The organism is Syntrophorhabdaceae bacterium (assembly GCA_036504895.1).
Lineage (GTDB): Bacteria > Desulfobacterota > Syntrophorhabdia > Syntrophorhabdales > Syntrophorhabdaceae > PNOM01.
In genome coordinates, this window is the sequence record DASXUJ010000104.1 from 13512 (window position 1) to 36077 (window position 22566).

The 22566-nt window shown below is 55.5% G+C and carries 22 protein-coding genes; 13 read left to right on the forward strand and 9 right to left on the reverse strand.

Annotated elements, in window-relative coordinates; genetic code table 11:
- Positions 1-78: 78 nt before the first annotated feature.
- The 5 genes from VGJ94_14940 to VGJ94_14960 form a co-directional block, all read right to left on the reverse strand.
- The gene (locus VGJ94_14940) at positions 79-855 is read right to left on the reverse strand and encodes a DUF169 domain-containing protein (GenBank protein ID HEY3277912.1); all 777 of its coding nucleotides are present in this window, start codon (positions 853-855) and stop codon (positions 79-81) included.
- Positions 856-883: 28 nt separating this feature from the next.
- On the reverse strand, positions 884-1465 hold the full coding sequence (locus VGJ94_14945) for a cob(I)yrinic acid a,c-diamide adenosyltransferase (GenBank protein HEY3277913.1): 582 nt from the start codon (positions 1463-1465) through the stop codon (positions 884-886).
- A gap of 96 nt (positions 1466-1561) precedes the next feature.
- Positions 1562-2995 (reverse strand): radical SAM protein, encoded by a 1434-nt coding sequence (locus tag VGJ94_14950; protein HEY3277914.1) that lies wholly within the window; start codon positions 2993-2995, stop codon positions 1562-1564.
- Positions 2996-3240: 245 nt separating this feature from the next.
- Entirely contained in the window at positions 3241-4386 is a 1146-nt protein-coding gene (locus tag VGJ94_14955; protein HEY3277915.1) for a PLP-dependent aspartate aminotransferase family protein, read from the reverse strand.
- The gene (locus VGJ94_14960; GenBank protein ID HEY3277916.1) at positions 4383-4646 is read right to left on the reverse strand and encodes an HPr family phosphocarrier protein; all 264 of its coding nucleotides are present in this window, start codon (positions 4644-4646) and stop codon (positions 4383-4385) included. The genes VGJ94_14955 and VGJ94_14960 overlap by 4 nt, the downstream gene beginning before the upstream one ends.
- A gap of 339 nt (positions 4647-4985) precedes the next feature.
- Here VGJ94_14960 and VGJ94_14965 point away from each other — a divergent pair, with 339 nt between their 5' ends.
- The 9 genes from VGJ94_14965 (at position 4986) to VGJ94_15005 (ending at position 15037) form a co-directional block, all read left to right on the forward strand.
- Positions 4986-5336, forward strand: coding sequence for a hypothetical protein (locus VGJ94_14965; protein ID HEY3277917.1), 351 nt, complete (start codon positions 4986-4988; stop codon positions 5334-5336).
- 213 nt (positions 5337-5549) lie between these two features.
- Complete coding sequence (locus VGJ94_14970) at positions 5550-6026, forward strand: hypothetical protein (GenBank protein ID HEY3277918.1); 477 nt, start codon at positions 5550-5552, stop codon at positions 6024-6026.
- Between the two features lie 25 nt (positions 6027-6051).
- Entirely contained in the window at positions 6052-6594 is a 543-nt protein-coding gene (locus VGJ94_14975) for a DUF2318 domain-containing protein (GenBank protein HEY3277919.1), read from the forward strand.
- On the forward strand, positions 6594-7751 hold the full coding sequence (locus tag VGJ94_14980) for an FtsX-like permease family protein (protein ID HEY3277920.1): 1158 nt from the start codon (positions 6594-6596) through the stop codon (positions 7749-7751). The genes VGJ94_14975 and VGJ94_14980 overlap by 1 nt, the downstream gene beginning before the upstream one ends.
- 16 nt (positions 7752-7767) lie before the next feature.
- Positions 7768-8433, forward strand: a complete 666-nt coding sequence (locus tag VGJ94_14985; protein HEY3277921.1) for an ABC transporter ATP-binding protein — start codon at positions 7768-7770, stop codon at positions 8431-8433.
- 82 nt (positions 8434-8515) lie between these two features.
- Positions 8516-8905 carry a FixH family protein gene (locus VGJ94_14990; protein HEY3277922.1) on the forward strand — a complete coding sequence of 130 codons (390 nt, stop codon included), beginning with the start codon at positions 8516-8518 and terminating at the stop codon, positions 8903-8905.
- A 102-nt stretch (positions 8906-9007) separates the two neighbouring features.
- Complete coding sequence (locus tag VGJ94_14995) at positions 9008-10309, forward strand: TolC family protein (GenBank protein HEY3277923.1); 1302 nt, start codon at positions 9008-9010, stop codon at positions 10307-10309.
- A complete protein-coding gene (locus VGJ94_15000) occupies positions 10306-11625 on the forward strand; it encodes an efflux RND transporter periplasmic adaptor subunit (GenBank protein ID HEY3277924.1) in 1320 nt (439 codons plus the stop codon). Before VGJ94_14995 ends, VGJ94_15000 begins: the two co-directional genes overlap by 4 nt.
- Before the next feature lie 190 nt (positions 11626-11815).
- Positions 11816-15037 (forward strand): CusA/CzcA family heavy metal efflux RND transporter, encoded by a 3222-nt coding sequence (locus tag VGJ94_15005; protein ID HEY3277925.1) that lies wholly within the window; start codon positions 11816-11818, stop codon positions 15035-15037.
- A gap of 66 nt (positions 15038-15103) precedes the next feature.
- Here VGJ94_15005 and VGJ94_15010 read toward each other — a convergent pair whose 3' ends face one another.
- On the reverse strand, positions 15104-15481 hold the full coding sequence (locus tag VGJ94_15010; GenBank protein HEY3277926.1) for a hypothetical protein: 378 nt from the start codon (positions 15479-15481) through the stop codon (positions 15104-15106).
- A gap of 110 nt (positions 15482-15591) precedes the next feature.
- Between VGJ94_15010 and VGJ94_15015 the strand changes: the two genes are divergently transcribed.
- From VGJ94_15015 to VGJ94_15025, 3 genes are all read left to right on the forward strand, one after another.
- The gene (locus VGJ94_15015) at positions 15592-15804 is read left to right on the forward strand and encodes a hypothetical protein (protein ID HEY3277927.1); all 213 of its coding nucleotides are present in this window, start codon (positions 15592-15594) and stop codon (positions 15802-15804) included.
- A 270-nt stretch (positions 15805-16074) separates the two neighbouring features.
- Positions 16075-16701 (forward strand): hypothetical protein, encoded by a 627-nt coding sequence (locus VGJ94_15020; protein HEY3277928.1) that lies wholly within the window; start codon positions 16075-16077, stop codon positions 16699-16701.
- A 167-nt stretch (positions 16702-16868) separates the two neighbouring features.
- Positions 16869-19271 carry a heavy metal translocating P-type ATPase gene (locus tag VGJ94_15025; protein HEY3277929.1) on the forward strand — a complete coding sequence of 801 codons (2403 nt, stop codon included), beginning with the start codon at positions 16869-16871 and terminating at the stop codon, positions 19269-19271.
- Positions 19272-19306: 35 nt separating this feature from the next.
- On the opposite strand, the gene VGJ94_15030 is transcribed toward VGJ94_15025, so the two are convergent.
- Positions 19307-20854: a UUP1 family membrane protein gene (locus VGJ94_15030; protein HEY3277930.1), complete on the reverse strand. Its 1548-nt coding sequence runs from the start codon at positions 20852-20854 to the stop codon at positions 19307-19309.
- Between the two features lie 210 nt (positions 20855-21064).
- Positions 21065-21559, reverse strand: coding sequence for an Rrf2 family transcriptional regulator (locus VGJ94_15035; GenBank protein ID HEY3277931.1), 495 nt, complete (start codon positions 21557-21559; stop codon positions 21065-21067).
- A gap of 507 nt (positions 21560-22066) precedes the next feature.
- On the opposite strand from VGJ94_15035, the gene VGJ94_15040 reads away from it, so the two are divergent.
- The gene (locus VGJ94_15040) at positions 22067-22411 is read left to right on the forward strand and encodes a DUF2325 domain-containing protein (GenBank protein ID HEY3277932.1); all 345 of its coding nucleotides are present in this window, start codon (positions 22067-22069) and stop codon (positions 22409-22411) included.
- Here VGJ94_15040 and VGJ94_15045 read toward each other — a convergent pair.
- Positions 22406-22537 carry a hypothetical protein gene (locus tag VGJ94_15045; protein ID HEY3277933.1) on the reverse strand — a complete coding sequence of 44 codons (132 nt, stop codon included), beginning with the start codon at positions 22535-22537 and terminating at the stop codon, positions 22406-22408. The genes VGJ94_15040 and VGJ94_15045 overlap by 6 nt on opposite strands.
- Positions 22538-22566: the final 29 nt, after the last annotated feature.

Consider the following 22566-nt stretch of genomic DNA (forward strand, 5'->3'; position numbering starts at 1 on the left):
CTCTCACGTCTGAAAAAGCATTATTGAGGGGGAATCGCGATAAGGGGCCCCCTGTCTGATAAGACCCCGAAAGGGTATCTATTCTATTCCCATATCCTTGATGTACTGATTGTAGACAGGGGGTGACTGGGGTTCGTAAAAGGTGGGAAGGGGTACGGGCACCGTCATTCCCGCTTCATGGGATTCCTTGAGCCCCAGCATAATTTCGTCGAATCGTGAAGCAGGGACGGAAAAGAGGATCTCATTTTCATTTGTTCCCTCATGGATGCGATCGCCCCAGCAGGGAAACCCGATGCTGCACCGGTCATCTCTCACCGGAGGGACCAGGGCATCGGCGCAAACCGCCCCGGGGATCACCGATACGGTGAAGCGTCCCCCTTTGGCGTACAGGGCCGCCTGGATGAGCCTCGTCATATGAAGACCGTTCCCGTAAATGATGGCAAGGTCCGGATTGAATTCGCAACTATCCAGCGGGCCCACCACCAGCCCCGCATAGGCGCCTATCTCGAAACAGTTCATCTCCCGCTCGGTCAGCGCCGCACCCTCAAGGGTTCGACAATAGCGCCGGATCGTATTCGAACCGTTCAGCACATACTCAGGCCTCTTGCCGAGCCCCATGACCGCGACTCCGACGGGACAATTCATATCTTCTTTAAAGACCGCCGTGGTGATCCTGTTGCGCCTGGCCCAGCCGAAGGTCTGGCAAAGGGCGACCTTGTGCCTGAACGACCGGGATACGGAAAGAACGCCCGCCGGCGCGTCGGCGGCATTTCTAAGCAGCTTGATTCCTACGGCAAAAGTCTGGGGCCTCAGGTATGTTTCCAGGGCCTTTGCAAATTCACGTGGCGTGGCCAATTCTCTTCCTCCTTTATGGGCTCCCCTCTTATCGCTCTATGCCTTTTCTTGCCTCTATGCCCTTTTGATAGTAATGTTTCACCTCTTTCATTTCCGTGACCAGGTCTGCTATTTCTATGAGGGCGCGGGGTGCGTACCTGCCGGTAAAGATCACCTCGACCCCTTCCGGCCTAAGCCCGATCGCCTCTGTCATCTCTTCGAGGGTGAGGAGATGGAAGTGGTGCGCCGTAAGGATCTCATCGAAGACGACGATGTCGTAGGACCCGGAGATCATGGCCTTTTCCGCTTTCCCGAGACCTTCGCGGGCCATCCTGATATCGTCGTCGCCGGGCTCGTTCCCCACGTGCATGAAAGTGTCCTTTCCATACTGCTCGATGGTCACGTGGCCGGGAATGATCGCCCGGCAGGCCGTAATCTCGCCGTAGATCTGGCCTTTCATGAACTGGCCGATATAGGTCCTGAAATCATGGCCCATGGCGCGCAGGGCTATACCGAGGGCCGCTGTGGTCTTGCCTTTTCCGTTACCCGTGTAAATCTGAAAATAGCCTTTCTCCACCCGTCCTCCCGCCGCCCCGCCGTCCTTACGAAGCTTCCGGCGTGGGGCCTTCAGGGTTTTTCATGGCGCAACTCGATCGTAAAGTATGGCATGGTATGGCTCCAGAGGTCAATACAAAGGAATCCGCAATAAGACCGGCCAGTCGGACCGTCAATTATAGCAGCTCAAAGGTGATTTCGTGAGTATTCTGTTCAATGGCCGGGTAAGGTAAAACTGAACGAGAGATTCGTCGAAGGACTCGGTGAGGTTCCTGGTGATGCACTCCCCTCTTATGAAGGGTATGAAAGGGCAGACACAGCCCGTAAAGTCCGTTTTTTCCTCTTTTGTCCTCTCGGCCATGCCATTGTAAAGACTTGTGGTCCATTGGTTGTAGCTTCCGCATCGGCCTTCGGTAAGCTCTTCCCAGAAACCGGGCCCATAGGCGCCCAGAGTCACCTCGGTGCCCGCAAAGCGCTGGCATGGATAGATGGCGCCGTCCGCGCCGAAGACGAGCTGCTTTGTCCCCGCAGGGCAAAAGAGCCTGGCGCCGGTGACCATCTGGACCACGGGAAATTTCCACTCGCCGTTAAACTCGATGCCGTATTTCTCCGCTGCGAGGTCCATTCTCTCCACGGCTTCGATCTTTTCCGCGTCCGTCAACTCCATAAGCCGCTCTTCCTCCGACTGGCCGCAAAACATGTTTGCCGTAATGATCCTCACACCCGCTGCATCCATCTCTTCCACGAATCTTTCGATATTCGCCAGATTCCACTTGCCGAGGACGGTGATAACGCCACATTCCACACCGCTGACTATGATCCGCTTCAGATTCCGGACGACGGCGTCGTAGGTCCCCAGGCCTGCGGAATCGGTCCTCCTCTTGTCGTTATCTTCCCTGATCCCGTCGAGGCTCACCATAACGCCGAACCGGGACCTGTTCCGTTCTATCCATTCAAAGATCTCTTCATTTATACTGTACCCGTTGGTGTAGAGCTTAAAGGTCGTATTTATCCCGTACTCATCGCCCATGGCGGAAGCCCGGTCGCAGATCATGCGGAGGGTGTCGAAATTCAATAAAGGCTCATAGCCCAAAAATGAGATAAGAAGGGCGGGAATGCCCCTCCTCTTCAGATAGGGGAAGAGGCCCTGAAGGATCTCCTCCGCGAATTCACTGCTCATGGCAGCGCTCCTGAAATCGTAAAAACCGTGGTAGCACCCCACACATGCCATGTTGCATTTCTCGGAGACCAGGAAAGTGACTTTCGAGATCCTGGGGATTTTGTTTTTGACCCGGGCTGCTTCGATATATTCCGAGAACATCTCCTCCCGGGTCATATCCGCATCAACGAGAAATCTCTTTTCGTAGAGTTCCTGAATCAGCACCGGCCCATCGCATTGATGGATCTCCGACACTTTGCGGGCCGCGTCCTCCACTGCAAGAGGGGAATCGAACAGATCGATGAGGTGGGTGATGTCAAAATCAAATGAGGTAAGATTGCCGTGCAGTTTACTGTAGACCCGCACTTCATTGGAGCTCAATTTTTTTACCACGAGAAACGGGGACTTTCTGAGAACAATACCGCTGTGCAGCCCTTTCAGATACATTGAGAAACTCCTGCCTTCAATTATCGTCAAGGTTCATGGGATATGAACCTTTTTCAGTCTCCCCAAAGGCTTTTCGCCTCCATCCCATATCTCCCCAAAGCAGTTTCCTTCTTCGTGCGCATCAGGGACGTCACGTGTTCCGGGCATGGGGGGCAATCTTTCGAAGTTGATAATATTGATATAGTATTGTAATTCCAGGAGCTTGTCAAGCATTGTTATCACCCGTGGGCCGCTAATCGGCAACATCAGCACCCACCGGATAGTGCCTGTTCCAGGTCGGCAATAAGATCATCCACATGCTCAAGGCCGACGGAAATACGGATCAGGTTGTCCGTTATTCCCGCCCGGGAACGGGCGTCCTCCGGCATGGACTGATGGGTCATGGTCCACGGGTGCTCGATCAGAGACTCCACGCCCCCCAGAGACTCCGCCAGGATAAAGAGTTTCACACGCTCGAGAAACCGGAATGCCCCGTCTTCTCCTCCTTTTATCCTGAATGAGAAGGTCCCCCCGGAGCCCCGGGCCTGTTTCGCCGAAATCGTCCGCTGTGAATGGCTTTCGAGGCCTGTATGGAAAACCCGCTCGATCCCTGGATGGGCTTCAAGCCATTTCGCGACAGCCAGCGCATTGCGATTGTGCGCTTCCATTCTGAGAGCCAGGGTTTTAAGTCCTCTCAGCACGAGGAAGCAGTCATGGGGCGCCTGGCAGGTGCCCATGGCATTCTGGTTGAAATAGATCTTTTCCGCAAGACCGGCCTCGTTGACCACTACCGCTCCCCCTACTACATCGGAATGTCCGTTAATGTACTTGGTAGTCGAATGAAGCACGATGTCGATGCCCAGGGCAAGGGGGTTTTGGAAATAAGGAGAGAGGAAGGTATTGTCACAGAGGGTCAGGACACCCCTCGACCGTGCGATCTCGGCTATTGCTGATAAATCGAGAACATTCATAAGGGGGTTCGTCGGAGTCTCCAGCCATATGAGACGTGTATTCGCCTTTATCCGCGATCTCAGGCCCTCAAGGTCGGTTAGTTTCACGAATTCCACCTCGACGCCGTGCTTCGCCGTGATCTCAGTGAGGAGCCGGTAGGTGCCGCCGTAAAGGTCATCATTGACGACGACGTGGTCTCCCGCCGAAAGAAGGGCCAGGACCGTCGCCTCTGCTGCCATACCGGTACCGAAAGCGAACCCGTGCGACCCGCCCTCCAGGGCGGCGAGGCAGTCCTCCAGCGCCTTTCTCGTGGGGTTCCCGGAGCGGGAATAGTCGAAGGGGCCCGCCTGCTTCACCCCTTTGAATGCAAAGGTGGATACCTGGTAAATAGGCGGCATGACCGCCCCGAAGGCGGGGTCGGGTCCGTGTCCCGCGTGAATTGCAAGGGTCTCGAATTTCATATGCCTGCTCCTTCGCTGAATAATTCCACGATACGGTGGACCGCTTCCTTCTCGTCCGGCCCGTGAGCACTCACTTCCAGGTCCACCTGCGGTCCCGCTCCGAGGAGGAGGATCTGCATGATGGAATCCGCATCGGCATGAGCACTTTTATGGCGAAGGGTCACCTTGGACCTGAACCTCTTTGCGCAAAGGACCACCTGGGCCGCCTTTCTCAAATGAAGCCCTTCCTTATCCAATACCCTTGCTTTTCCTGTTTCCATAGATCACCTCCCATATAAAGGCGCCATATCTACCGCCCTCGTTCTCAAAAGACTCCTGCCGCTTCCTCCATGCTCTATCCGATCTAAGGCCTCCTTCACATACTGCGCTCTCTCGTCATAGAACTAATCTATAGTGTTATTATAGACTAAGTATACTTTCATATTCCGGCTGCCTTGTCAAGTCTTTTCTATCCTCTAGAGGACGCCTGCCAACATGCCCGGATTAATGCAAAGGGCCGGTAAATTTTTGCTTGACAAATTGTCTATACCATAGTACACATATAGATTATGTGGGCTATTAACTCTTCAATCGCAAAGCGCCGCAGGGCACCTTTTGTATTGACCGCCCTCATACTCGTCGCTTTGGTGGTCCAGCCCCTTCTCGCAGGGAGCTTTGGCACCGCGTGCGCAAAGATACCCGCCCCTCTCCATACGCAGTCTCACTCGTGCTGCGACAGTTCGACGAAATGCGATTGCGAGCTGCAGAACGCTGCTTCATCCGATACGTCGTCCGCGACCGCGCTCGTCCAGACGCCTGTCTCTTTATACTCCCTTGAAGAGCTCCCATGGCTGTCGATAAGCAGCGTTGCGGTCTCCTCACCCGGGGCAGAGCGGCCCTATGACGCCCGGGCCCTGGCCCGGTACCCCGCGGCAACAATTTACCTCCAAACCCTTAGTCTCCTCTGCTGATTCAAACCGCTGCAGGTGCTTCCCCGGAATGGAAGCCGTGTATTGCGGATATTACCGCCTTGCCGATTCTCATGCCGACGGAAGAGCCCGATACCTGTCCTCGTACCCACGTCTCGACGGCGCGGCCAGGGCATCGGGGACCTGCGGATATCATAACATCATAATTTCTTAGGCATTGGCGGCACAGACACGTAAATTGAATGGAGAATAAATATGACAAAATTGATTACGACCCTTATTGTGGCATGGACCCTTCTGGCGGCCTCACCCTTCTCTTTTGCTCAGACTGCGCATTCGGAGGAGGAGAACCAGGGGATGATGAAAATGCCGAGCATAGACGTCTTTTCCGACGACATCCAGGCAACCTTTATGGTAATGGCGAACAGCTCTCACGAGAAGATGCTCAAAACCATGAAAATGAAGGAGAAACTGGAGCCAGGCTCGACTCATAATATCATGATTCTCGTGAAGGAGGAGGCTACCGGAAGGGAGATTCGCAATTTACCTGTCACCATCAAGGTGACAGACCCTGATGATAACGAACAGGTCAAGACCGGTAGTTTCAAAGAAATGATGAGAACCTATGACGCATATTTCAACATGAGTAAAAAAGGGAAATACCAGATCAGGATAATTTTTGAGGCAAAAGGGCAGAAGCGGTCTGTCGGCATTTCCCATGAGGTAGGCTAATCGAACGAAAGCAAAAGGAGCTCATATGGACAATAAAAATGGTTCATTCTTAGTAAGATATAAGTCAACATTCAACCAAAAGGGCCCGGGGCTTCGCACGCACCTCTTTGGGGCCATATGGATCGTGGCATTCATTGTCGTCCTGCTGGGTGTGAACGCCGCTCATGCCGATACCAGGACCAGTCAAAATCCGGCAGCCCCGGGGAACAAGGAAGTGGTCTACCCGGCGAGCCTCTTCGATGACGGAAAAGCGCATCATTTCCAATATAAAACAAACGACGGCGTACCCATCAAATATTTTGTCATGAAAAGCTCGGACGGGGTAATCAGGGCTGCCTTCGATACCTGCGTAGTCTGCTGGCGGGAAGGGAAAGGGTACGTTCAGAAAGACGATTCCATGATATGCAAGAACTGCGGACGCCGCTTCAAATCGACGAAGATAAACGAGGTGACGGGAGGCTGCAATCCGGCCCCTCTTGTCAGAAAAGTGGAGAATGGCAAGGTGGTAATCAAGACGGAGAATCTCGTTGAAGGAAGACAACTGTTTGCATCGGGTGGAGGCAAGTAATGACCCTCGGGGATATTGCGGTAAGTAACCTCAGGCGGAGGAAGGGAAAGGCGCTGTTCGTCCTCGCAGGCCTCTTTATCGGGGTATGCACCGTGGTTCTGCTCCTGAGCCTCGTCCAGGCGATGAAGCAGAATATCAACCATAAGCTCGAGATGTACGGGGCAAATATCCTGATCGTCCCGAAAACGGAGAGTCTTTCCCTCACCTACGGGGGCCTCTCTCTCGGCGGCGTCTCTTTTGAAATGCAGGAGATAAAGGAAGAGGAGCTCGGGCAGATCAGGAATATCAAAAATAGCGCCAACATCGCGGCGGTGGGGCCCATGATCCTCGGCCCCGTCACGGTGGGAACTAAGCGAATTCTCATGGCGGGGGTGGATTTCCAGGCCTTCGGGATGCTCCGGCCCTGGTGGAGCGTACAAGGCAAAATGCCTGATGATGACGGAGCAATACTCGGCGCCGAGGCCGCCCGGGCCCTGGGACTCACCACGGGCAATAAGGTGAGAATCAATAACAAGGAGGTTCAGGTCACAGGTGTGCTGGAGACTACGGGGTCTCAGGATGACGGCCTCATCTTCACGCCCCTCGCCACAGCCCAGGGGATATTGGGTAAGAAGGGCCGCATCTCCATGGCGGAGGTAGCTGCCCTGTGCACGGGGTGCCCTATTCCGGAGATGGTGAAACAGATTTCCGACCAGCTTCCGGGGGCGAACGTCATGGCCATTCAGCAGGTGGTGAAGGGCCGCATGGAGACCCTCGATCAGTTTGAGAAATTCTCCTACGGGGTCTCCGGACTGGTGCTTCTCGTGGGAAGCCTCATGGTACTCGTTACCATGATGGGAAGCGTACGGGAACGGACCGTGGAGATCGGGATATTTCGGGCCATGGGCTTCAGAAGGAGCCATGTAATGAGGATCATTCTCCTCGAAGCGGCCATTATCTCGGGAATTGCCGGGGTCCTGGGTTATCTGGGCGGTTTTTCGGCGGCGAAAGTTTTGATCCCCTTCTTTGCCGAAGGCCACGGGGCTGTGGTGCCATTCAATCCCGTTCTCGCAGGAGGGTCGATTCTGCTGGCTCTTTTCGTGGGACTCCTATCCGGCATCTACCCGGCTTTCATGGCGGCCCGCCTCGATCCCAATGAAGCCCTGCGTGCCTTGTAGAGAAAAAGAAGGATAAATGAAAGATATTAAGGGAGACCAGCTCATAAAACAGTATGGAGAAGGGGACGCCATGGTGACCGCGGTCAGACATGCCAGCTTTGAAATCGCTGCGGGAGAGTTCGTGGCGATAGTGGGGGAATCGGGTTCCGGCAAGTCGACCCTCCTTTCCATGGTAGGGGCCCTCAACACCCCTACTTCAGGGCGCCTCACCGTGGACAATATAGACGTATACGGCCTCGGACAGGATGAGAGAGCGGACTTCAGGAGAGAGACCCTGGGGTTTGTGTTCCAGAGTTTTCACCTCATCCCTTATCTCACCCTTGCCGAAAACGTGATGCTCCCCCTCGCTACCCGAAAAGAGGCGAAAAAGGAGAAAAGGAGCGCCGCCCTTCATGCCCTCGACCGCGTGGGACTTTCCGGAAAGGGCGAAAGACTCCCGAATCAAATTTCAGGCGGCGAGCAGGAACGGGTAGCGATCGCCCGCGCCATCGTCAACAGGCCGGCCATACTCCTGGCCGACGAGCCTACAGGAAACCTGGATTCCAGGACGGGAAAGGAGATCATGGAACTTATCGAGGAATTCAACAGCAGCGGTGGCACGGTGGTCATGGTCACCCATAACTCGGAATACACCGCATACGCGGGCAGGGTACTCAAGGTGGTTGACGGGGTAATTGCATGAAGCCCCTGCAGAAAAGGGAAGAAGATATTATGTTCAAATATCTCCATATTCATAAAATAAAATGGGAAAAGGAGAATATTTTATGAAAACCGTATCGATCGTAGTGATGGCTTTGGTGCTCCTCGCCGGCATTGCCTATGCAAAAGATTATGAAGTGGCCAAGAAAGTGGGAGATTACAGCGTGGTGGTAAAGATGGACAAGAATCCTCCTGTGGCAGGGCCCAATAACGTGGAGATCTCCGTCACCGACGCCTCGGGAAAGGCGGTGAGCGACGCAAAGGTAGTGCTCGGCTACTCTATGCCCGCCATGGCCGGTATGCCCGCCATGAACTATAAGGCCGAAGCCCAGCCCAAGGGGGCCGTATACAGGACAAAAGTCGATTATTCCATGGCGGGATCATGGAATAATCAGATAAGGATCACGAAAGACGGCAAGACGGCATCGGCAAAATTTACGGTCGATGCAAAGTGATAGAAGGCCGGCAGGAAAACCTGCAGTGCGGAGATGGCCGCGACGGGGATGTTGTTCTTGAGAATAGTCAGTGGAATGGAATAACGGCAAAGGAGGCGGACCTTGAAAACACGACATATAACGGATGGCCGGAAAGGAAAGGGAATTGTCTTCCTTCTTCTCATGCTGTCCCTCATTATCTTCTGGCAAAATGCATGGGCCGAGGAGGCGCTCGATCTTCAGGGGCTGATCGACGAGGCGGTGAAAAACAGCCCGGATATCCGGGCCTTTGGATCGCGGTCGGAGGCAGCCAGATACAGGATCCCCCAGGCAGGCAACCTCCCCGACCCCATGTTCATGTTCGGGTACCAAAATGAAGGCTTCCAGAGAATCACCATAGGGGAAGAGACCCAGGCGATGGGGATGTTCAGCCTCTCCCAGATGTTCTATTTCCCCGGCAAACGCTCGATCAGGGAAGAGATGGCCAGATGGGACGCCGAGGGGATCGCCGCACTGCATGACGCGGCGAAGCTAAGGCTCGCGGCGAGAGTCAAGGAAGTCTACTACGAGCTCTTCCTCGCCTATAAGATAATCGACATCCTCAAAGAGAGGGCCGATATTTTCACAAGGGTGGAAGACGCCGCAAATGCCCGTTACTCTTCCGGCACGGGGATGCAGCAGGAAGTCCTCATGGCCCAGACGGAGAAGTATATGCTTCTCGAACGGGAGGAGATGCAAAAGCAGAAGATCGAAACATTGAAAGGCATGCTCAATTCCCTGGTGGGGAGGCCGGTGACAAGCCCTCTCGGGAGACCCTCGAGCATGCCTCTGACCCGGTTCACCCTGCCCCTCGGTGAGCTTCTCTCGATGGCAAGGGAACATTCCCCGGAGGTGAGGTCGAAGGAGAAGATGGTCAAGGCCGCGGAGGCGAAGGTAAAGATGGCGAAAAAGGACTATTATCCCGACGTCACCATAGGGACCGCTTATTTCCCCAGGACTCAGGGCCTCATGGATATGTGGAACCTGACGGCGACTATAAATCTTCCCATCTATTATAAGACGAAACAGGCTCAGGCAGTCCTCGAAGCGTCCGCCTCCGTAAATGAGGCAAAAAACGAGCTTCAGGCAACGGAGCTCATGCTCGCCTCTTCGGTCCGGGAGAGCTACTCCATGGGAACTTCCGCCGAAAGGTTGATGACCCTCTATAAGGATGCCTTGATACCCAAGGCGCAACAGGACGTGCAACTGAGCCTTTCGGGTTATGTGACGGGCAAGACCGACGCCATCACGATAGTAACCCGGCTCAAGACGTTTCTCGATGTAGAGCTTCTCTACTGGAACCAGCATACGGAGCGGGAAAAGGCCATCGCGCGGCTCCACGCACTTACGGCGACTCAGGATATGGCGAGGGGGGCAGAGAAATGAACCGGAAAAATCTGATTCTTATCGGTGCGGTGATATTTGCGGCAGGAATAGCATTACTTTATACCAAGCCATGGCAGCGGCCCAAGGCTCCCGGGGAAGGAATACCGGCAGGAACGACCGTCACTCAATCATCGCCGGGAATGGCCAACATGCCGGGGATGGCTGCGGAGAAACCCGGGACCGGGCAGCCCACTTCCCAGGAAAAGCCTGTGGAAGAACCTGCCACCATTGAGATACCGCCCGAGAAGCAGCAGCTCATAGGGGTCAGGGTGGCCCGCGCATCGGTCCAGCCCCTCCGGAAGAGCATCCGGACCGTGGGGAAGGTCGAGTACGACGAGCGGAGGCTCACTACCGTCAACACGAAAGTCGAGGGCTGGGTCGAGAAGCTCTACGTGAATTTTACCGGTGTCTACGTGAAAAAGGGAGACCACCTCGCCGATCTTTACAGCCCCGAGCTTTGGGCGACCCAGCAGGAATTCATCAATCTCGTGAGATGGGCGAAGAGCACGGAGAGAAAGGCCCTCAAGACCGCCGGCGCCGGCAGCGAGCCTGACCTGTCGTCGATGCTCAGGAAAGATGCGGAATCGACCCTCGATGCGGCACGTCAGAGGCTCAGGCTCTGGGATATCAGCGACGAGCAGATAAAGCGGATCGAGGAGAGTGAAAAGCCGATACGGACCCTTGCCGTATATAGCCCCGCCAGCGGATACGTGCTTCAGAAATATGTGGTTCAGGGCATGAAGGTGATGGGCGGCGAGAAGCTCTTCGACGTCTCCGACCTCTCGAGCGTCTGGATATTGGCCGATATATATGAATATGAGCTTCCGTCCGTAAAGGTGGGCGAGACCGCGATGATAAGGCTCAGCTATTTTCCCGGCAGGGAGCTTACCTCGCGGATTGAATTCGTCTCTCCGTCTCTCTCGTCGGAGACGAGGACAGTGAAGGTAAGATTCAGCATACCCAATCCCGAAGGCCGTTTAAAGCCCCAAATGTTCACCGACGTAGAAATCGGGATCAACCTGGGGAATAAGCTCGCGGTACCCGACGAGGCGGTGATCGACACGGGCCTGCGTCAGATTGTATACGTGGACAAAGGGGAAGGCGTCTTCGAGCCCCGCCAGGTCACCACAGGGGCCCGGGCCGAAAAGCTGATCGAGATCATCTCAGGACTTAAGGCAGGCGAAAAAATTGCCTCATCGGCCAACTTCCTCATAGATTCAGAGGCAAAGCTCAAAGGCGTCGAAGCCCGGGGCACCGCTCCCACCCCAAAACAGGGAGGCCAGGCTCCTGCCGCTGCGGGCGGACACCGGCATTAGAGGGGCAGTCGTTAAAGAGCAGTCGTTAGTCTCTAGTCTTTAGTCGTTAGCTAAAGCAAGGGCATGAGAGAGCCGGAGGCTATGGACAGAGAATACGGTTCGTTGCGCTGCCGCCTTTAGACTAACGACTATATACTAAAGACTAACGACTAGATACTAGAGACTATCGACTATCGACTGAGGGTTAATCATGATTGCTAAATTAATAGAACTGAGCGCACGGAACAAGTTTATCGTCTTTCTTCTTATCTTTTTTTCCATGGCGTGGGGATTCTGGTCCCTCCAGCGTACCCCTCTCGATGCGATTCCCGACCTCTCCGACACCCAGGTGATCATCTATACCGATTGGACCGGGAGGAGTCCCGATCTCGTTGAAGACCAGATCACCTACCCCATCACCTCGACGCTCCTTGCCGCCCCCCATGTGCAGGCAGTGAGGGGCTTCTCCTTTCTCGGAAGCTCCTTCATCTACGTCATATTCAAAGAGGGGACCGATATTTACTGGGCACGAAGCAGGGTGCTCGAATACCTCCAGGCAGTGAGGAACAAGCTTCCCCAGGGCATCAACCCGGTCCTCGGTCCTGACGCCACGAGCCTCGGCTGGGGGTTTTCCTATGCCCTGGTAGATGAGACGGGGAAACATGACCTCTCCCAACTCCGCTCCCTGCAGGACTGGAACCTTAAGCTCGCAATAGAGAGCGTTCCCGGCGTAGCCCAGGTGGCGAGCGTGGGCGGTTTCGTAAAGCAATACCAGATTACCCTCGATCCCAACCGTCTTTCTGCGTACAACGTCCCTATTACGAAGGTTATGGAGGCAGTGAGAAGGAGCAACCTCGATGTGGAGGGGCGGGTCATCGAATTTTCCGGCGTCGAATATATGGTGAGGGGAAGGGGCTATATAAAGACCATCTCCGATATCGAGGACATCCCCGTGGCCGCGAATGGCGCGGGCACCCCCGTCTATCTTAAAGATATTGCCCAGATAAAGCTGGGGCCCGAAATCAGGAGGGGACTGGCCGAACTGGACGGCAGGGGGGAGGTTGCTGCCGGCATCGTGGTGGTAAGGTTCGGGGAGAATGTGCTCAATGTGATCGACCGGGTCAAGGCAAAGATCGCGCACGACATCGAGCCGTCTCTCCCGAAGGGAGTGAAGGTGGTCGTTACCTATGACCGGTCCGACCTCATACGCCATGCCATCGGCACGCTAAAGGATGAGATTATCAAGCTCTCTATTGCCGTGAGTGCGGTCTGCATCGTTTTTCTCTTTCATCTGCCGAGTGCCCTGGTGGTGATCCTTACCCTCCCTATCGCCATTATCATGTCCTTCATCTGCATGTACTACCTCGGAGTGACCTCCAACATCATGAGTCTTTCCGGCATCGCCATCGCCATCGGGGCTATGGTCGACGCCTCCATCATTATGGTGGAGAATGCCCATAAGAAACTCGAAGAATGGGAAACGGGGGGCAGGCAGGGACCAAGAACCGATGTGATTATCCACGCCGCTCAGGAGGTGGGACCGTCCCTGTTCTTCTCCCTCCTTGTGATAATGGTCGGGTTTCTGCCTGTATTCTCCCTTCAGGCGCAGGCGGGACGTCTCTTTACCCCTCTTGCCTACACCAAGACCTTTGCCATGCTCTTCTCCTCCTTTCTTGCCGTGACCCTGACGCCCGTGCTTATGACCCTTTTTATCAGGGGGAAGATACGACCGGAAGAGAAGAACCCTGTAAGCCGGGCCCTACACTGGGTCTACGAGCCTGTGGCCGCCTTTGCGCTCAGGTTCAGAAAGAGCGTTCTCATCGGGGGGATCCTGGTCCTCCTTCTCTCAGCCTATCCTTTTATGAAGCTGGGCAGCGAGTTTATGCCGCCTTTGTATGAAGGTACCCTCTTCTATATGCCCGTCACTGCCCCCGCCATATCGATCACGGTCGCGACAGACCTCCTTCAACTGCAGGACAAGCTCTTAAAAAAAATACCCGAGGTGAGCCAGGTCTTCGGGAAAGCGGGACGGGCAGAGACGCCGACGGACCCCGCACCGCTCGAAATGTTCGAGACAATTGTGAATCTCAAGCCTGAATCGCAATGGCGAAAAGGTATGACGGTAGAGAAGCTGAAGGATGAGATGAACGATGCCCTCTCAATACCGGGAGTCTCCAACTCTTTTACCATGCCCATAAAGGCCCGGACCGACATGAATGCCACGGGCATCCGAACACCGGTGGGCATAAAAGTGCTGGGTCCCAACCTGGAGGAGATCGAGAGGATAGGCCTCGCGATCGAGCATCACGTCAAGGACATTCCCGGCACGAGAAGCGCCTATGCGGAGCGCATCACCACGGGATACTTCCTGGATTTCGAGGTCAAGCGCAAGGAAGCGGCCCGCTACGGTCTTAGCGTGGAGGACGTCCAGGAGGTGATAGAGGCCGCCATCGGAGGCATGAACCTCACCACCACCATAGAAGGAAGGGAGCGCTACACCGTGAATGTGCGCTACGCCCGGGAGCTTCGGGGAGACCTGGAGAGATTGAAGAGGATCCTCGTTCCCGTGGGAATGCAAGCGCCTGCCGCTACGGGAGGCATGGGAGGGCAGCGGGGTGCACCGGCGCCGGTCTCCCCTGTCATTGCCCAGGTACCCCTCGAGCAGTTAGCGGACATCAAGGTTGCGAAGGGGCCCACGGCAATCAAAAGCGAACAGGGTCTCCTTGCTTCCTACGTCTTTATCGATTTCGGCGGAAGAGACATCGGGGGCTACGTGGAGGAGGCCAAGAAAAAGGTGGCCGGTCTCAAGATTCCCGAGGGATACCGCCTCGAGTGGAGCGGCGAGTACGAATACCTCGTAAAAACTCATGAACGTCTGAAGATGGTGATCCCCCTCACCCTCCTTATCATCTTCGTGCTCATCTATTTCAATACGAAATCGGTCACGAAGACCCTCATCGTCCTTTTGGCCGTACCTTTTTCCCTGGTGGGGTCCTTCTGGTTCCTCTACTTCCTGAACTATAACATGAGCATTGCAGTCTGGGTGGGTATCATCGCCCTGGCGGGCCTTGACGCGGAGACCGGGGTCGTCATGCTCCTCTATCTCGACCTCTCCTACGAGCAATGGAAAAAAGAAGGAAAGCTCACCAGCATCCAGGGCTTGAAGGATGCCATCATGCACGGCGCCGTGAAGAGGATACGCCCCAAGATCATGACGGTAAGCGTCATCCTCGCGGGCCTTGTCCCCATCATGTTCAGCACCGGCGCAGGCGCGGACGTGATGAAAAGGATAGCCGCGCCGATGGTGGGAGGGGTTATAACCTCCACGATTTTGGAGCTGATCATTTATCCCGTTATTTTTATGATCTGGAGGGAACGAAAACTTAAAAAGGAGAATCCCGAACAGGCGGCCGAAGGGCCGATGGGACATTAGTGTGAAAATGACCGGCCATGAGACGAGATGGAATATCCGGGGTATTCTGCTATGAAGGTAAGATTGCTAAAGAAATATCAGCTGACCGGCGCCCTGTGGCCTGTTCTCATCCTTCTGGTTCTTTTGAGTCAGACCTGCCTGGGTGCGGGAGTTTCCGCAGAACCATGTGTGGGTTTGCAGAAGGTCCCCCGTCACCACGGTACGCATGTTTCGGATAACTGCGTGACACACTGCGCCGGGAAGGGGTCGTGCAGCATTAGTTCCGCTGCCGGAGCGATGAATGTTGCTCCCCCATGGGAATTGCCCGCCCCTTCGACTCCGCCTCATAATGAGGCGTCTCTCTATATGCCGTCCATGGCTCTTCGCCCGGCACATAATGGCGCCTTTCAAACCGCCCGGGTCCCCCGCGGAAGGGGTGACCCTGTCTATCTCATTACCCTTCATTTTCTCTGTTGATCGGGAGGCCTTTTTGACCCTGTTCCAGAATAGCGGGGCCGGAGATATCCGGTACGACTAAACCGCCATGTAGGCGGAAAAAAATGAAGGAGCTTTTTATGAAAACAAATAGATTAGTGGTAAGTATCGCAATGGCTGCCGCGCTGTTTATGGGGGTTATCGGCACAAGTTTCGCTGACAACACTGAGGCAGAAACCTGCGGCGCATGCGGGAACGGCAACAAATGCGGGTCCGTAAGTTCAGCTCAACCGCAGGCCGGTAAAACGGACGTGGACCGCTCCGACTGGCAAAGAATCAACAGAGCTAAATAAGACCGTGAAATGCAGAGGGTCCCGAAAGGGCCCTCTGCCCGGTCCACCGATCTTGAAGAAACCTTCAGCAATTCCTAATTTTACATCATATCCAAAGATAGATCCATGAATGCAAACACGATTATAGACGGCAAGGTCAGGCGGGGCAGGAAGACAGTTGTCATAAGACCCCGTATCAGACATGCGGTCTTAAGGATCTCAGCTAACGTGCTCGCCAAATATCGGGCTTGACGGACAAACAGGGCGGTCCCCTTTGGAAATATGAGGGAGATGGGTACAAAGAAAGGCGTGTTGAAGAGATATCGCGTCCAGTTAATCTCGCTACTCGTCGGGGCAGGCGCGGGATACATTCTCGCGCACCCTTACACCATGCTCATCTACGCATGGGCACATGCGCATCAGGCAGGAGCGGGCAGCTTCTCCGTAGGCAGATTGTCCGCAGCGGCTTTCACCATTTTTCAGCCCGTCATGCTTCCCATGGCACTTTCGTTCGCATTGATCGGAGCAATCGTAGGGTTTCTTGCCGGGACCGTGGTGGATAAGAAGAGGCGGCTCTACGTGGCAGAACGGGAGACCGAACGGAGGAGAGCGGCATTCGAGACACTCCATCAACTCATGGTGACCCTCTCTCACTACCTGTTGAACGCGAACACCATCATTGGAGGAATGGTTCGCCATTGCCAGAGAAGGGGCGGGCTCGACAAAGACCTGCTTCACGCCCTTGAGACCATCAACGAACAGGCCATAAAAGTGGAGGCTGTCGTCCGGGCGCTTCAAAAGGTGGAAGAGATCAAGACGGCTTCTTACACCGCCGACAGTACCATTGTCATGCTGGATGTGACCAAAGAACTGGAATCCGAGCTTGCCGGCAAGGGCCCGGAGGAACGGGGTAGTTAAGGCGATGAAACGGCATGGGAAACCATTTTAGCATGAAGCTGCGGAGAAAGCCCTTAGATATATCGCAGCGCGACGGCAGAAAGAATGAGCACCACGATGGTCAAAGACTCAAAAAAGTGAAGGGAACACCGACAATATATATACCCAGCTCCCACCGGAGGTAAGTTATGAACGCGACCGACCCTGTCTGCAAGATGGTGATCAAGGAGAAGGACGCTGTTGCTACGACAGATTACAAAGGCACCACGTACTTCTTCTGTTCCCCCTCGTGCAAGATTGAATTCGACAAGGACCCACAGGCTTTTCTGAGCACTTCAGCACATGCCGTTTCAGGGCCCCTTCACGATGCCGAAGAACGGTTTTACACGTGCCCCATGCACCCGGAGATCCGTGAGGCCAAGGCCGGGTCCTGTCCGAAGTGCGGGATGGCCCTGGAACCCGTGACGCCGGCCGTGTCTTTCAGGACCGAATGGACCTGCCCGATGCACCCTGAGATTGTAAGGGATCGACCGGGCAACTGCCCCATATGCGGCATGGCGCTCGAGCCACGGGCGGGAACGGGAGAGGAAGAGAACCCCGAACTGATCGATATGTCGCGCCGCTTCTGGTCAAGCCTTGCCCTCACTATCCCCTTGTTTACCCTGGCCATGGCGCCCCACTTCTCCCGTGTACTGACGGGACTCATTCCCCCGGCCGTCTCGGCATGGATCGAGTTTCTTCTCGCCACTCCGGTCGTGGTTTGGGGGGGTTGGCCTTTCTTTGTCCGCGCCTGGCAGTCCGTCGTCCATCGCAGTCCCAACATGTTCACCCTGATCGGCCTCGGCACGGGCGTTGCCTATGCCTACAGCGTCATGGCGGTTCTCTTTCCCTGGATATTTCCTGCTTCTTTTCGTGGAGAAGGCGGGAGGGTGGGCCTTTACTTCGAGCCCGCCGCCGTGATCGTCACCCTTGTGCTGTTGGGCCAGGTACTCGAGCTGAAGGCACGGAGCAGGACAGGCGCCGCCATCAAGGCCCTCCTGGGCCTCGCGCCTAAGACAGCCCGACGGGTGAAGGACGGCAGGGAGGACGATGTCCCTCTGGACCAGGTGACCCCGGGCGATCTCCTGCGCGTCCGTCCCGGGGAGAAGGTACCGGTTGACGGCGTGGTGGTTGAAGGTCAGAGCGCGGTGGATGAGTCTATGGTGACGGGAGAGCCGGTCCCCGTGCGCAAAGAGAAGGGCGACCGCCTTATAGGAGCTACGGTGAACGGCACGGGGAGTCTTATCATGAGGGCGGAAAAGGTTGGCGCGGATACACTCCTGGCGCAGATCGTCCGAATGGTGGCCGATGCGCAGCGCAGTCGCGCCCCCATCCAGAAACTTGCAGATTCTGTGGCCGGGTACTTCGTCCAGTCCGTGGTCGCCGTGGCTCTGGTCACTTTTGTCATATGGGCATGGATAGGGCCCGAGCCGCGGATGGCCCTCGCCCTCATCAATGCGGTTGCCGTGCTCATCATCGCCTGCCCGTGCGCCCTCGGGCTCGCCACGCCCATGTCGATAATGGTGGCCACAGGAAAAGGTGCCACGGCGGGGGTCCTCTTCAAGAATGCGGAGGCCATTGAAGTCATGAGAAAAGTGGACACCCTCGTGGTGGACAAGACAGGCACGCTCACCTTGGGCAAGCCAAAGCTCGTCGAAGTTTGGCCCGCCTCGGGGTTCGTGGAAAAGGAGGTCCTTCGTTTCGCCTCCAGTTTGGAGCAAGGGAGCGAACACCCCCTTGGCGCGGCAATAGTGGGCGGAGCGGGGGAAAGGGGTATCAGGCCGGAAGCGGTAGAGGATTTTCAATCCATCACGGGAAAAGGGGTGATGGGCAGGGTTGACGGGAGAGATGTCCGTCTGGGGAACGCCGGGTTTGCCGGTGACCCCGGCGCGGAGACCGGTGCTCTTTCCGGCAGGGCGGAGGAGATGCGAGGCCAGGGCAACACGGTAATGTTCCTTTCGGTTGACGGGAAAGTGGCAGGCCTGCTCGGAGTAGCCGATCCCATAAAGGAGACGACACCCGAGGCTGTCGGCCTGCTCCACGATGAGGGCGTGTGGATCGTTATGGTTACGGGCGACAGCCGCACGACCGCGGATGCGGTGTCGAAAAAGCTCGGTCTCGATGAGGTTATTGCTGAAGTATTGCCTGATAAGAAGGCAATCATCGTGAAGCAGCTTCAGGATCGGGGCAGGACCGTGGCCATGGCGGGGGACGGCATTAACGACGCGCCGGCGCTGGCGCAGGCCCACGTGGGCATCGCCATGGGCACGGGTACGGACGTGGCGATGGAAAGCGCGGGAGTGACCCTGGTGAAAGGCGACCTCCGGGGTATAGTCCGTGCCAGGGCCCTGAGTCGCGCTACGATGCGGAACATCAAGGAAAACCTCTTTTTTGCATTGATCTATAACGCGTTAGGGATTCCCGTAGCTGCCGGGCTCCTCTACCCCTTATGGGGAATCCTGCTGAGCCCCGTTTTTGCCGCGGCGGCCATGAGCTTGAGCTCGGTCTCCGTAGTCGGAAACGCACTCAGATTGAAAAGGGTCACGTTATGAAGTGAATAATCAAATGGTTATCGCTCCTGTACTCATTACCCTTTTCTCATGGCGCGGAAACGCAGTATTTCAGAGAGGCGATAACCCGTATAACGACCTATGAGTATCTGCAGCGCGGCGAGGACGAGGAGAAGCTCGGGATAGACGAAAAAGGTGAGCTGGAGGGTCTCAACATGGAGGATGCAATGGGTTATGGCCGCCACGGCCGCGCTCCCCACCGCATTCTTTAAGCCCTCACGGATCCCCGATTCCTCGACGATCACAAAGAAGCGCTCGATCATCATGGTGAGGATCACGAAGGGGAGTAAACCAACCGACATGAGCTCCCGTATGCTGAGCTTATCTCCCACCACGGCAAGAAAGGCGAAAAATCCTATGACCACCGTGAGGATTACGGACAGCCTGGGCACGAGCAGGAGGTGGAGCTTGTTGAGGAGCAGGCGCATAACATACCCTATCAAGATTACTCCCGCAAATATGGCGAGGCCCCAGGCGAGCCCGGTGGTACGGAACGCCAGCGCCAGAAGGACGGGCATAAAGATGCCGAAGGTGGGAAAGCCTATGATGTTCCGGAGCACGCAGACCAGGAGCGCCCCGATCGGTATCAGAAGGAGGATACGAAAAATCGCCTGAAATTCAGGGGGCAAGGAAAAGAGAGACCAACTGCTCAGAAGCCGGTCGGGAGAACGGATATGCTCGAAATGGGCAATCCACTGGCTTACGATCCGCTGGCGCAGGTCATAGCGTACCTCGGGTATGCTCCCTCCTTCTGCGCTTATTACGGGTGTGTCCCCGCCCGTGAGAGGGAGAAAGGGGATGGACTTGCGGTATATTATCCCCGAATCGGGTTGAACGTGGGCCCATTGGGCGCCGGTCCAGACCGAGATCCAGCGTGTGGGCGTAGAAGTGATGCCTTCCGTAAAAATGAGACCGTGGCGAACTCTTGCGGCGAGGCCCGCTGCCCTGAACAAACCCATTAGAGCGGTGATCCGGCCCTCCCTGGCAACCAGCCTGGACCAGTCGATAATATCCTTCCGATCAGGCCGGGGCTCTCCCCAGTTACCCGAGGCGGTTGCGGCCACGGCACCCAGCCGTTCCTCCAGTGAGAGACCGGACCACCCGGCTGCCAGACGGGCTGCCAATTTCTGATCGGCTTCCGAGAAAGAAGCCGGGTAGGGGCCGGGCTCCATCGTGCGCACTCTGAAGGAGCCGGCCGGCCTAATCAGAATCGAAGCCCGGTAATTGATGAGGGCCCCTTCGGGCCCCGTGTCTCCTCGCCAGACGCCCATATGGTCGGTGCCTTCGCGGAGGAGATAAAAATTGAGCCTCCCCGAAGTGATCCGTTCCTCTGTCACCATCTGCGTTCCCCGACCGGCGGGTATTCCCATTTTGACTGTGATGCCTTTTTCATTCGGTTTAAGGCGGGCCTCTATTGTCAGCTGCCACACCTTCACGCTCGCGGACGGGAAAAGAGGATAATCGAGCCGAATGACCCGATAGGCGATAAGAACGGCGCATAAAACGATGAGGACCGCCGCTATCATTACTGCGGGATGCTTGATTGCCCGGGGATTCACCGGCATTTTAGTTTTGCCGGATGCCGACGCACGGGCAACCGGGGAGACAGCCGAACTCTGTGGTCATCGCTCCTTCCTCCATGCTTACGGGCATCATTGAAAATCATGATTGTGCCTTCATCTCCTGAATTTATAACAGACAGGGTGAAAAATGAATAGATACGGGCGGAGATCAGGGGAGAGGATTTGATGTACGAATCAGCGGCCCCTGCGTTTTTATCCGGCATAAGGGCAAATCGATTTCCATTCGGCCTCTTTTGGCGGCGGAACCTCAAGCCCAAGCCCCTTTGTTCTCGCCTCAACGCATATGGCGTCAAGGGTCACGGAGTCAAAATAGTCCATCAGCAGCCTCGACGCCTCGCTCCACACATCCGATACGACGCATTTTCCGAAGCGCTTGCACGCCCCCTTCGAGCCCCGCGTGCCTCCGGAGCAAAATACAAGCTGAATCTCGTGCCCGTCGACAGCCCGTATCACGTCTCCCACGGTTATCTCTTCGGGCCTCCTGGCGAGAATATATCCCCCCGACGGCCCCCTTGCGCTCCTTATGATTCCCCCTTTCCTCAGTTTCTGAAATATCTGTTCAATATATCGCGGGGAGATGGCTTGCCGTTCGGAGATACTGCTCACCTGCACGGGAGCCCCTTCCGAGTTGTATGCGATATCGCAAAGAGCCCGTACGCCGTAACGAATCTGAGTAGTGAGTTTCATCTTCTCTCCCCTGATGGAATTTTATAAGGAACTGTCATTTCCACCGTTCCGCCCGTCACCACCTGCGACGCCTTCACTGGAAAGAAGGAGCCTCTCGGGCAAACCTCGCTGCTTACGGTAATGGCCCCGGCTATTCCCCGGGACTTTCCCGGTTATCCGCCGGGACTTTAGCGGAAGATGTCGGGAAATGGCGCTTCCGGGAAGGAAATATATAACTTCTCGATTTTAGTGATAATTTAGGCTATTTGTCAAGTACATTCTTTAGATCGTCTGCCTCTCGCTTTTTTCTTGACACCGACCCTGAAGAGATATAGTCTAGTTATATGATCTGTTTACTATACTTTTATGACAAGGGAGAGTGGGGGGACCGGAACGACGATCATTGCCTTTCAGTAAGCTGAAACGACAGCGGTCATTTAAAGCAGCACAGGGTCCGCACGTATGGTTGTACTCTTCTCCTTTTGCCATTCTCCGCCTCACGGAACACGATAAGGAAAAGGTGCGTAAATGAAAGAAACTGGATTGAAATCACTTAAAGGTGAACAGGGTAAAGCAAAAAGGACTATCGCGGTAGTGGGCGGCATCGTGGGCCTGGAGCCTCAATACAGGCGTGCCCTTGAAGAAAATAATTTCTTTCCCCGAATATATAATCGGGACAGCGCAAGCCTCGGGGAAAAGATCAAACGGATAAATGGCATAATTCTTTTTACGGGCACGGTGTCGCACAAGATGGCGGAGAAGATCAGGAAGATGGCGGCACTCCGCGAGATACCCCTTATCACGGTCCGTCCGAGCAGCATTTCAGCCCTTAAGAAGTCGGTAGTGAGTTTTCCCTCCCAACCCCCGCTATAACCCTCCCTTTTCGCCATGACCCCGCGGAAGCCGCAGAGTCATGGCGTCGTTCTCCTCACCCTTTTTCGAAAGCCTGAAGGCCGGCCTGATCTCTTTCTTTTCATCTCTCAAAAATATGCTTGACACAATTTCTCCTTCATCGTATAGTATTACTA

Excerpts from the sequence above, each read along its gene's own strand:
- VGJ94_14950 (HEY3277914.1), bottom strand. The coding sequence starts at position 2,995 with ATGTATCTGAAAGGGCTGCACAGCGGTATTGTTCTCAGAAAGTCCCCG.
- VGJ94_14955 (HEY3277915.1), bottom strand. The coding sequence starts at position 4,386 with ATGAAATTCGAGACCCTTGCAATTCACGCGGGACACGGACCCGACCCC.
- VGJ94_14960 (HEY3277916.1), bottom strand. The coding sequence starts at position 4,646 with ATGGAAACAGGAAAAGCAAGGGTATTGGATAAGGAAGGGCTTCATTTG.
- VGJ94_14970 (HEY3277918.1), top strand. The coding sequence starts at position 5,550 with ATGACAAAATTGATTACGACCCTTATTGTGGCATGGACCCTTCTGGCG.
- VGJ94_14975 (HEY3277919.1), top strand. The coding sequence starts at position 6,052 with ATGGACAATAAAAATGGTTCATTCTTAGTAAGATATAAGTCAACATTC.
- VGJ94_14980 (HEY3277920.1), top strand. The coding sequence starts at position 6,594 with ATGACCCTCGGGGATATTGCGGTAAGTAACCTCAGGCGGAGGAAGGGA.
- VGJ94_14985 (HEY3277921.1), top strand. The coding sequence starts at position 7,768 with ATGAAAGATATTAAGGGAGACCAGCTCATAAAACAGTATGGAGAAGGG.
- VGJ94_14990 (HEY3277922.1), top strand. The coding sequence starts at position 8,516 with ATGAAAACCGTATCGATCGTAGTGATGGCTTTGGTGCTCCTCGCCGGC.
- VGJ94_15000 (HEY3277924.1), top strand. The coding sequence starts at position 10,306 with ATGAACCGGAAAAATCTGATTCTTATCGGTGCGGTGATATTTGCGGCA.
- VGJ94_15005 (HEY3277925.1), top strand. The coding sequence starts at position 11,816 with ATGATTGCTAAATTAATAGAACTGAGCGCACGGAACAAGTTTATCGTC.
- VGJ94_15010 (HEY3277926.1), bottom strand. The coding sequence starts at position 15,481 with ATGAAGGGTAATGAGATAGACAGGGTCACCCCTTCCGCGGGGGACCCG.
- VGJ94_15015 (HEY3277927.1), top strand. The coding sequence starts at position 15,592 with ATGAAAACAAATAGATTAGTGGTAAGTATCGCAATGGCTGCCGCGCTG.
- VGJ94_15020 (HEY3277928.1), top strand. The coding sequence starts at position 16,075 with ATGGGTACAAAGAAAGGCGTGTTGAAGAGATATCGCGTCCAGTTAATC.
- VGJ94_15025 (HEY3277929.1), top strand. The coding sequence starts at position 16,869 with ATGAACGCGACCGACCCTGTCTGCAAGATGGTGATCAAGGAGAAGGAC.
- VGJ94_15030 (HEY3277930.1), bottom strand. The coding sequence starts at position 20,854 with ATGCCGGTGAATCCCCGGGCAATCAAGCATCCCGCAGTAATGATAGCG.
- VGJ94_15035 (HEY3277931.1), bottom strand. The coding sequence starts at position 21,559 with ATGAAACTCACTACTCAGATTCGTTACGGCGTACGGGCTCTTTGCGAT.
- VGJ94_15040 (HEY3277932.1), top strand. The coding sequence starts at position 22,067 with ATGAAAGAAACTGGATTGAAATCACTTAAAGGTGAACAGGGTAAAGCA.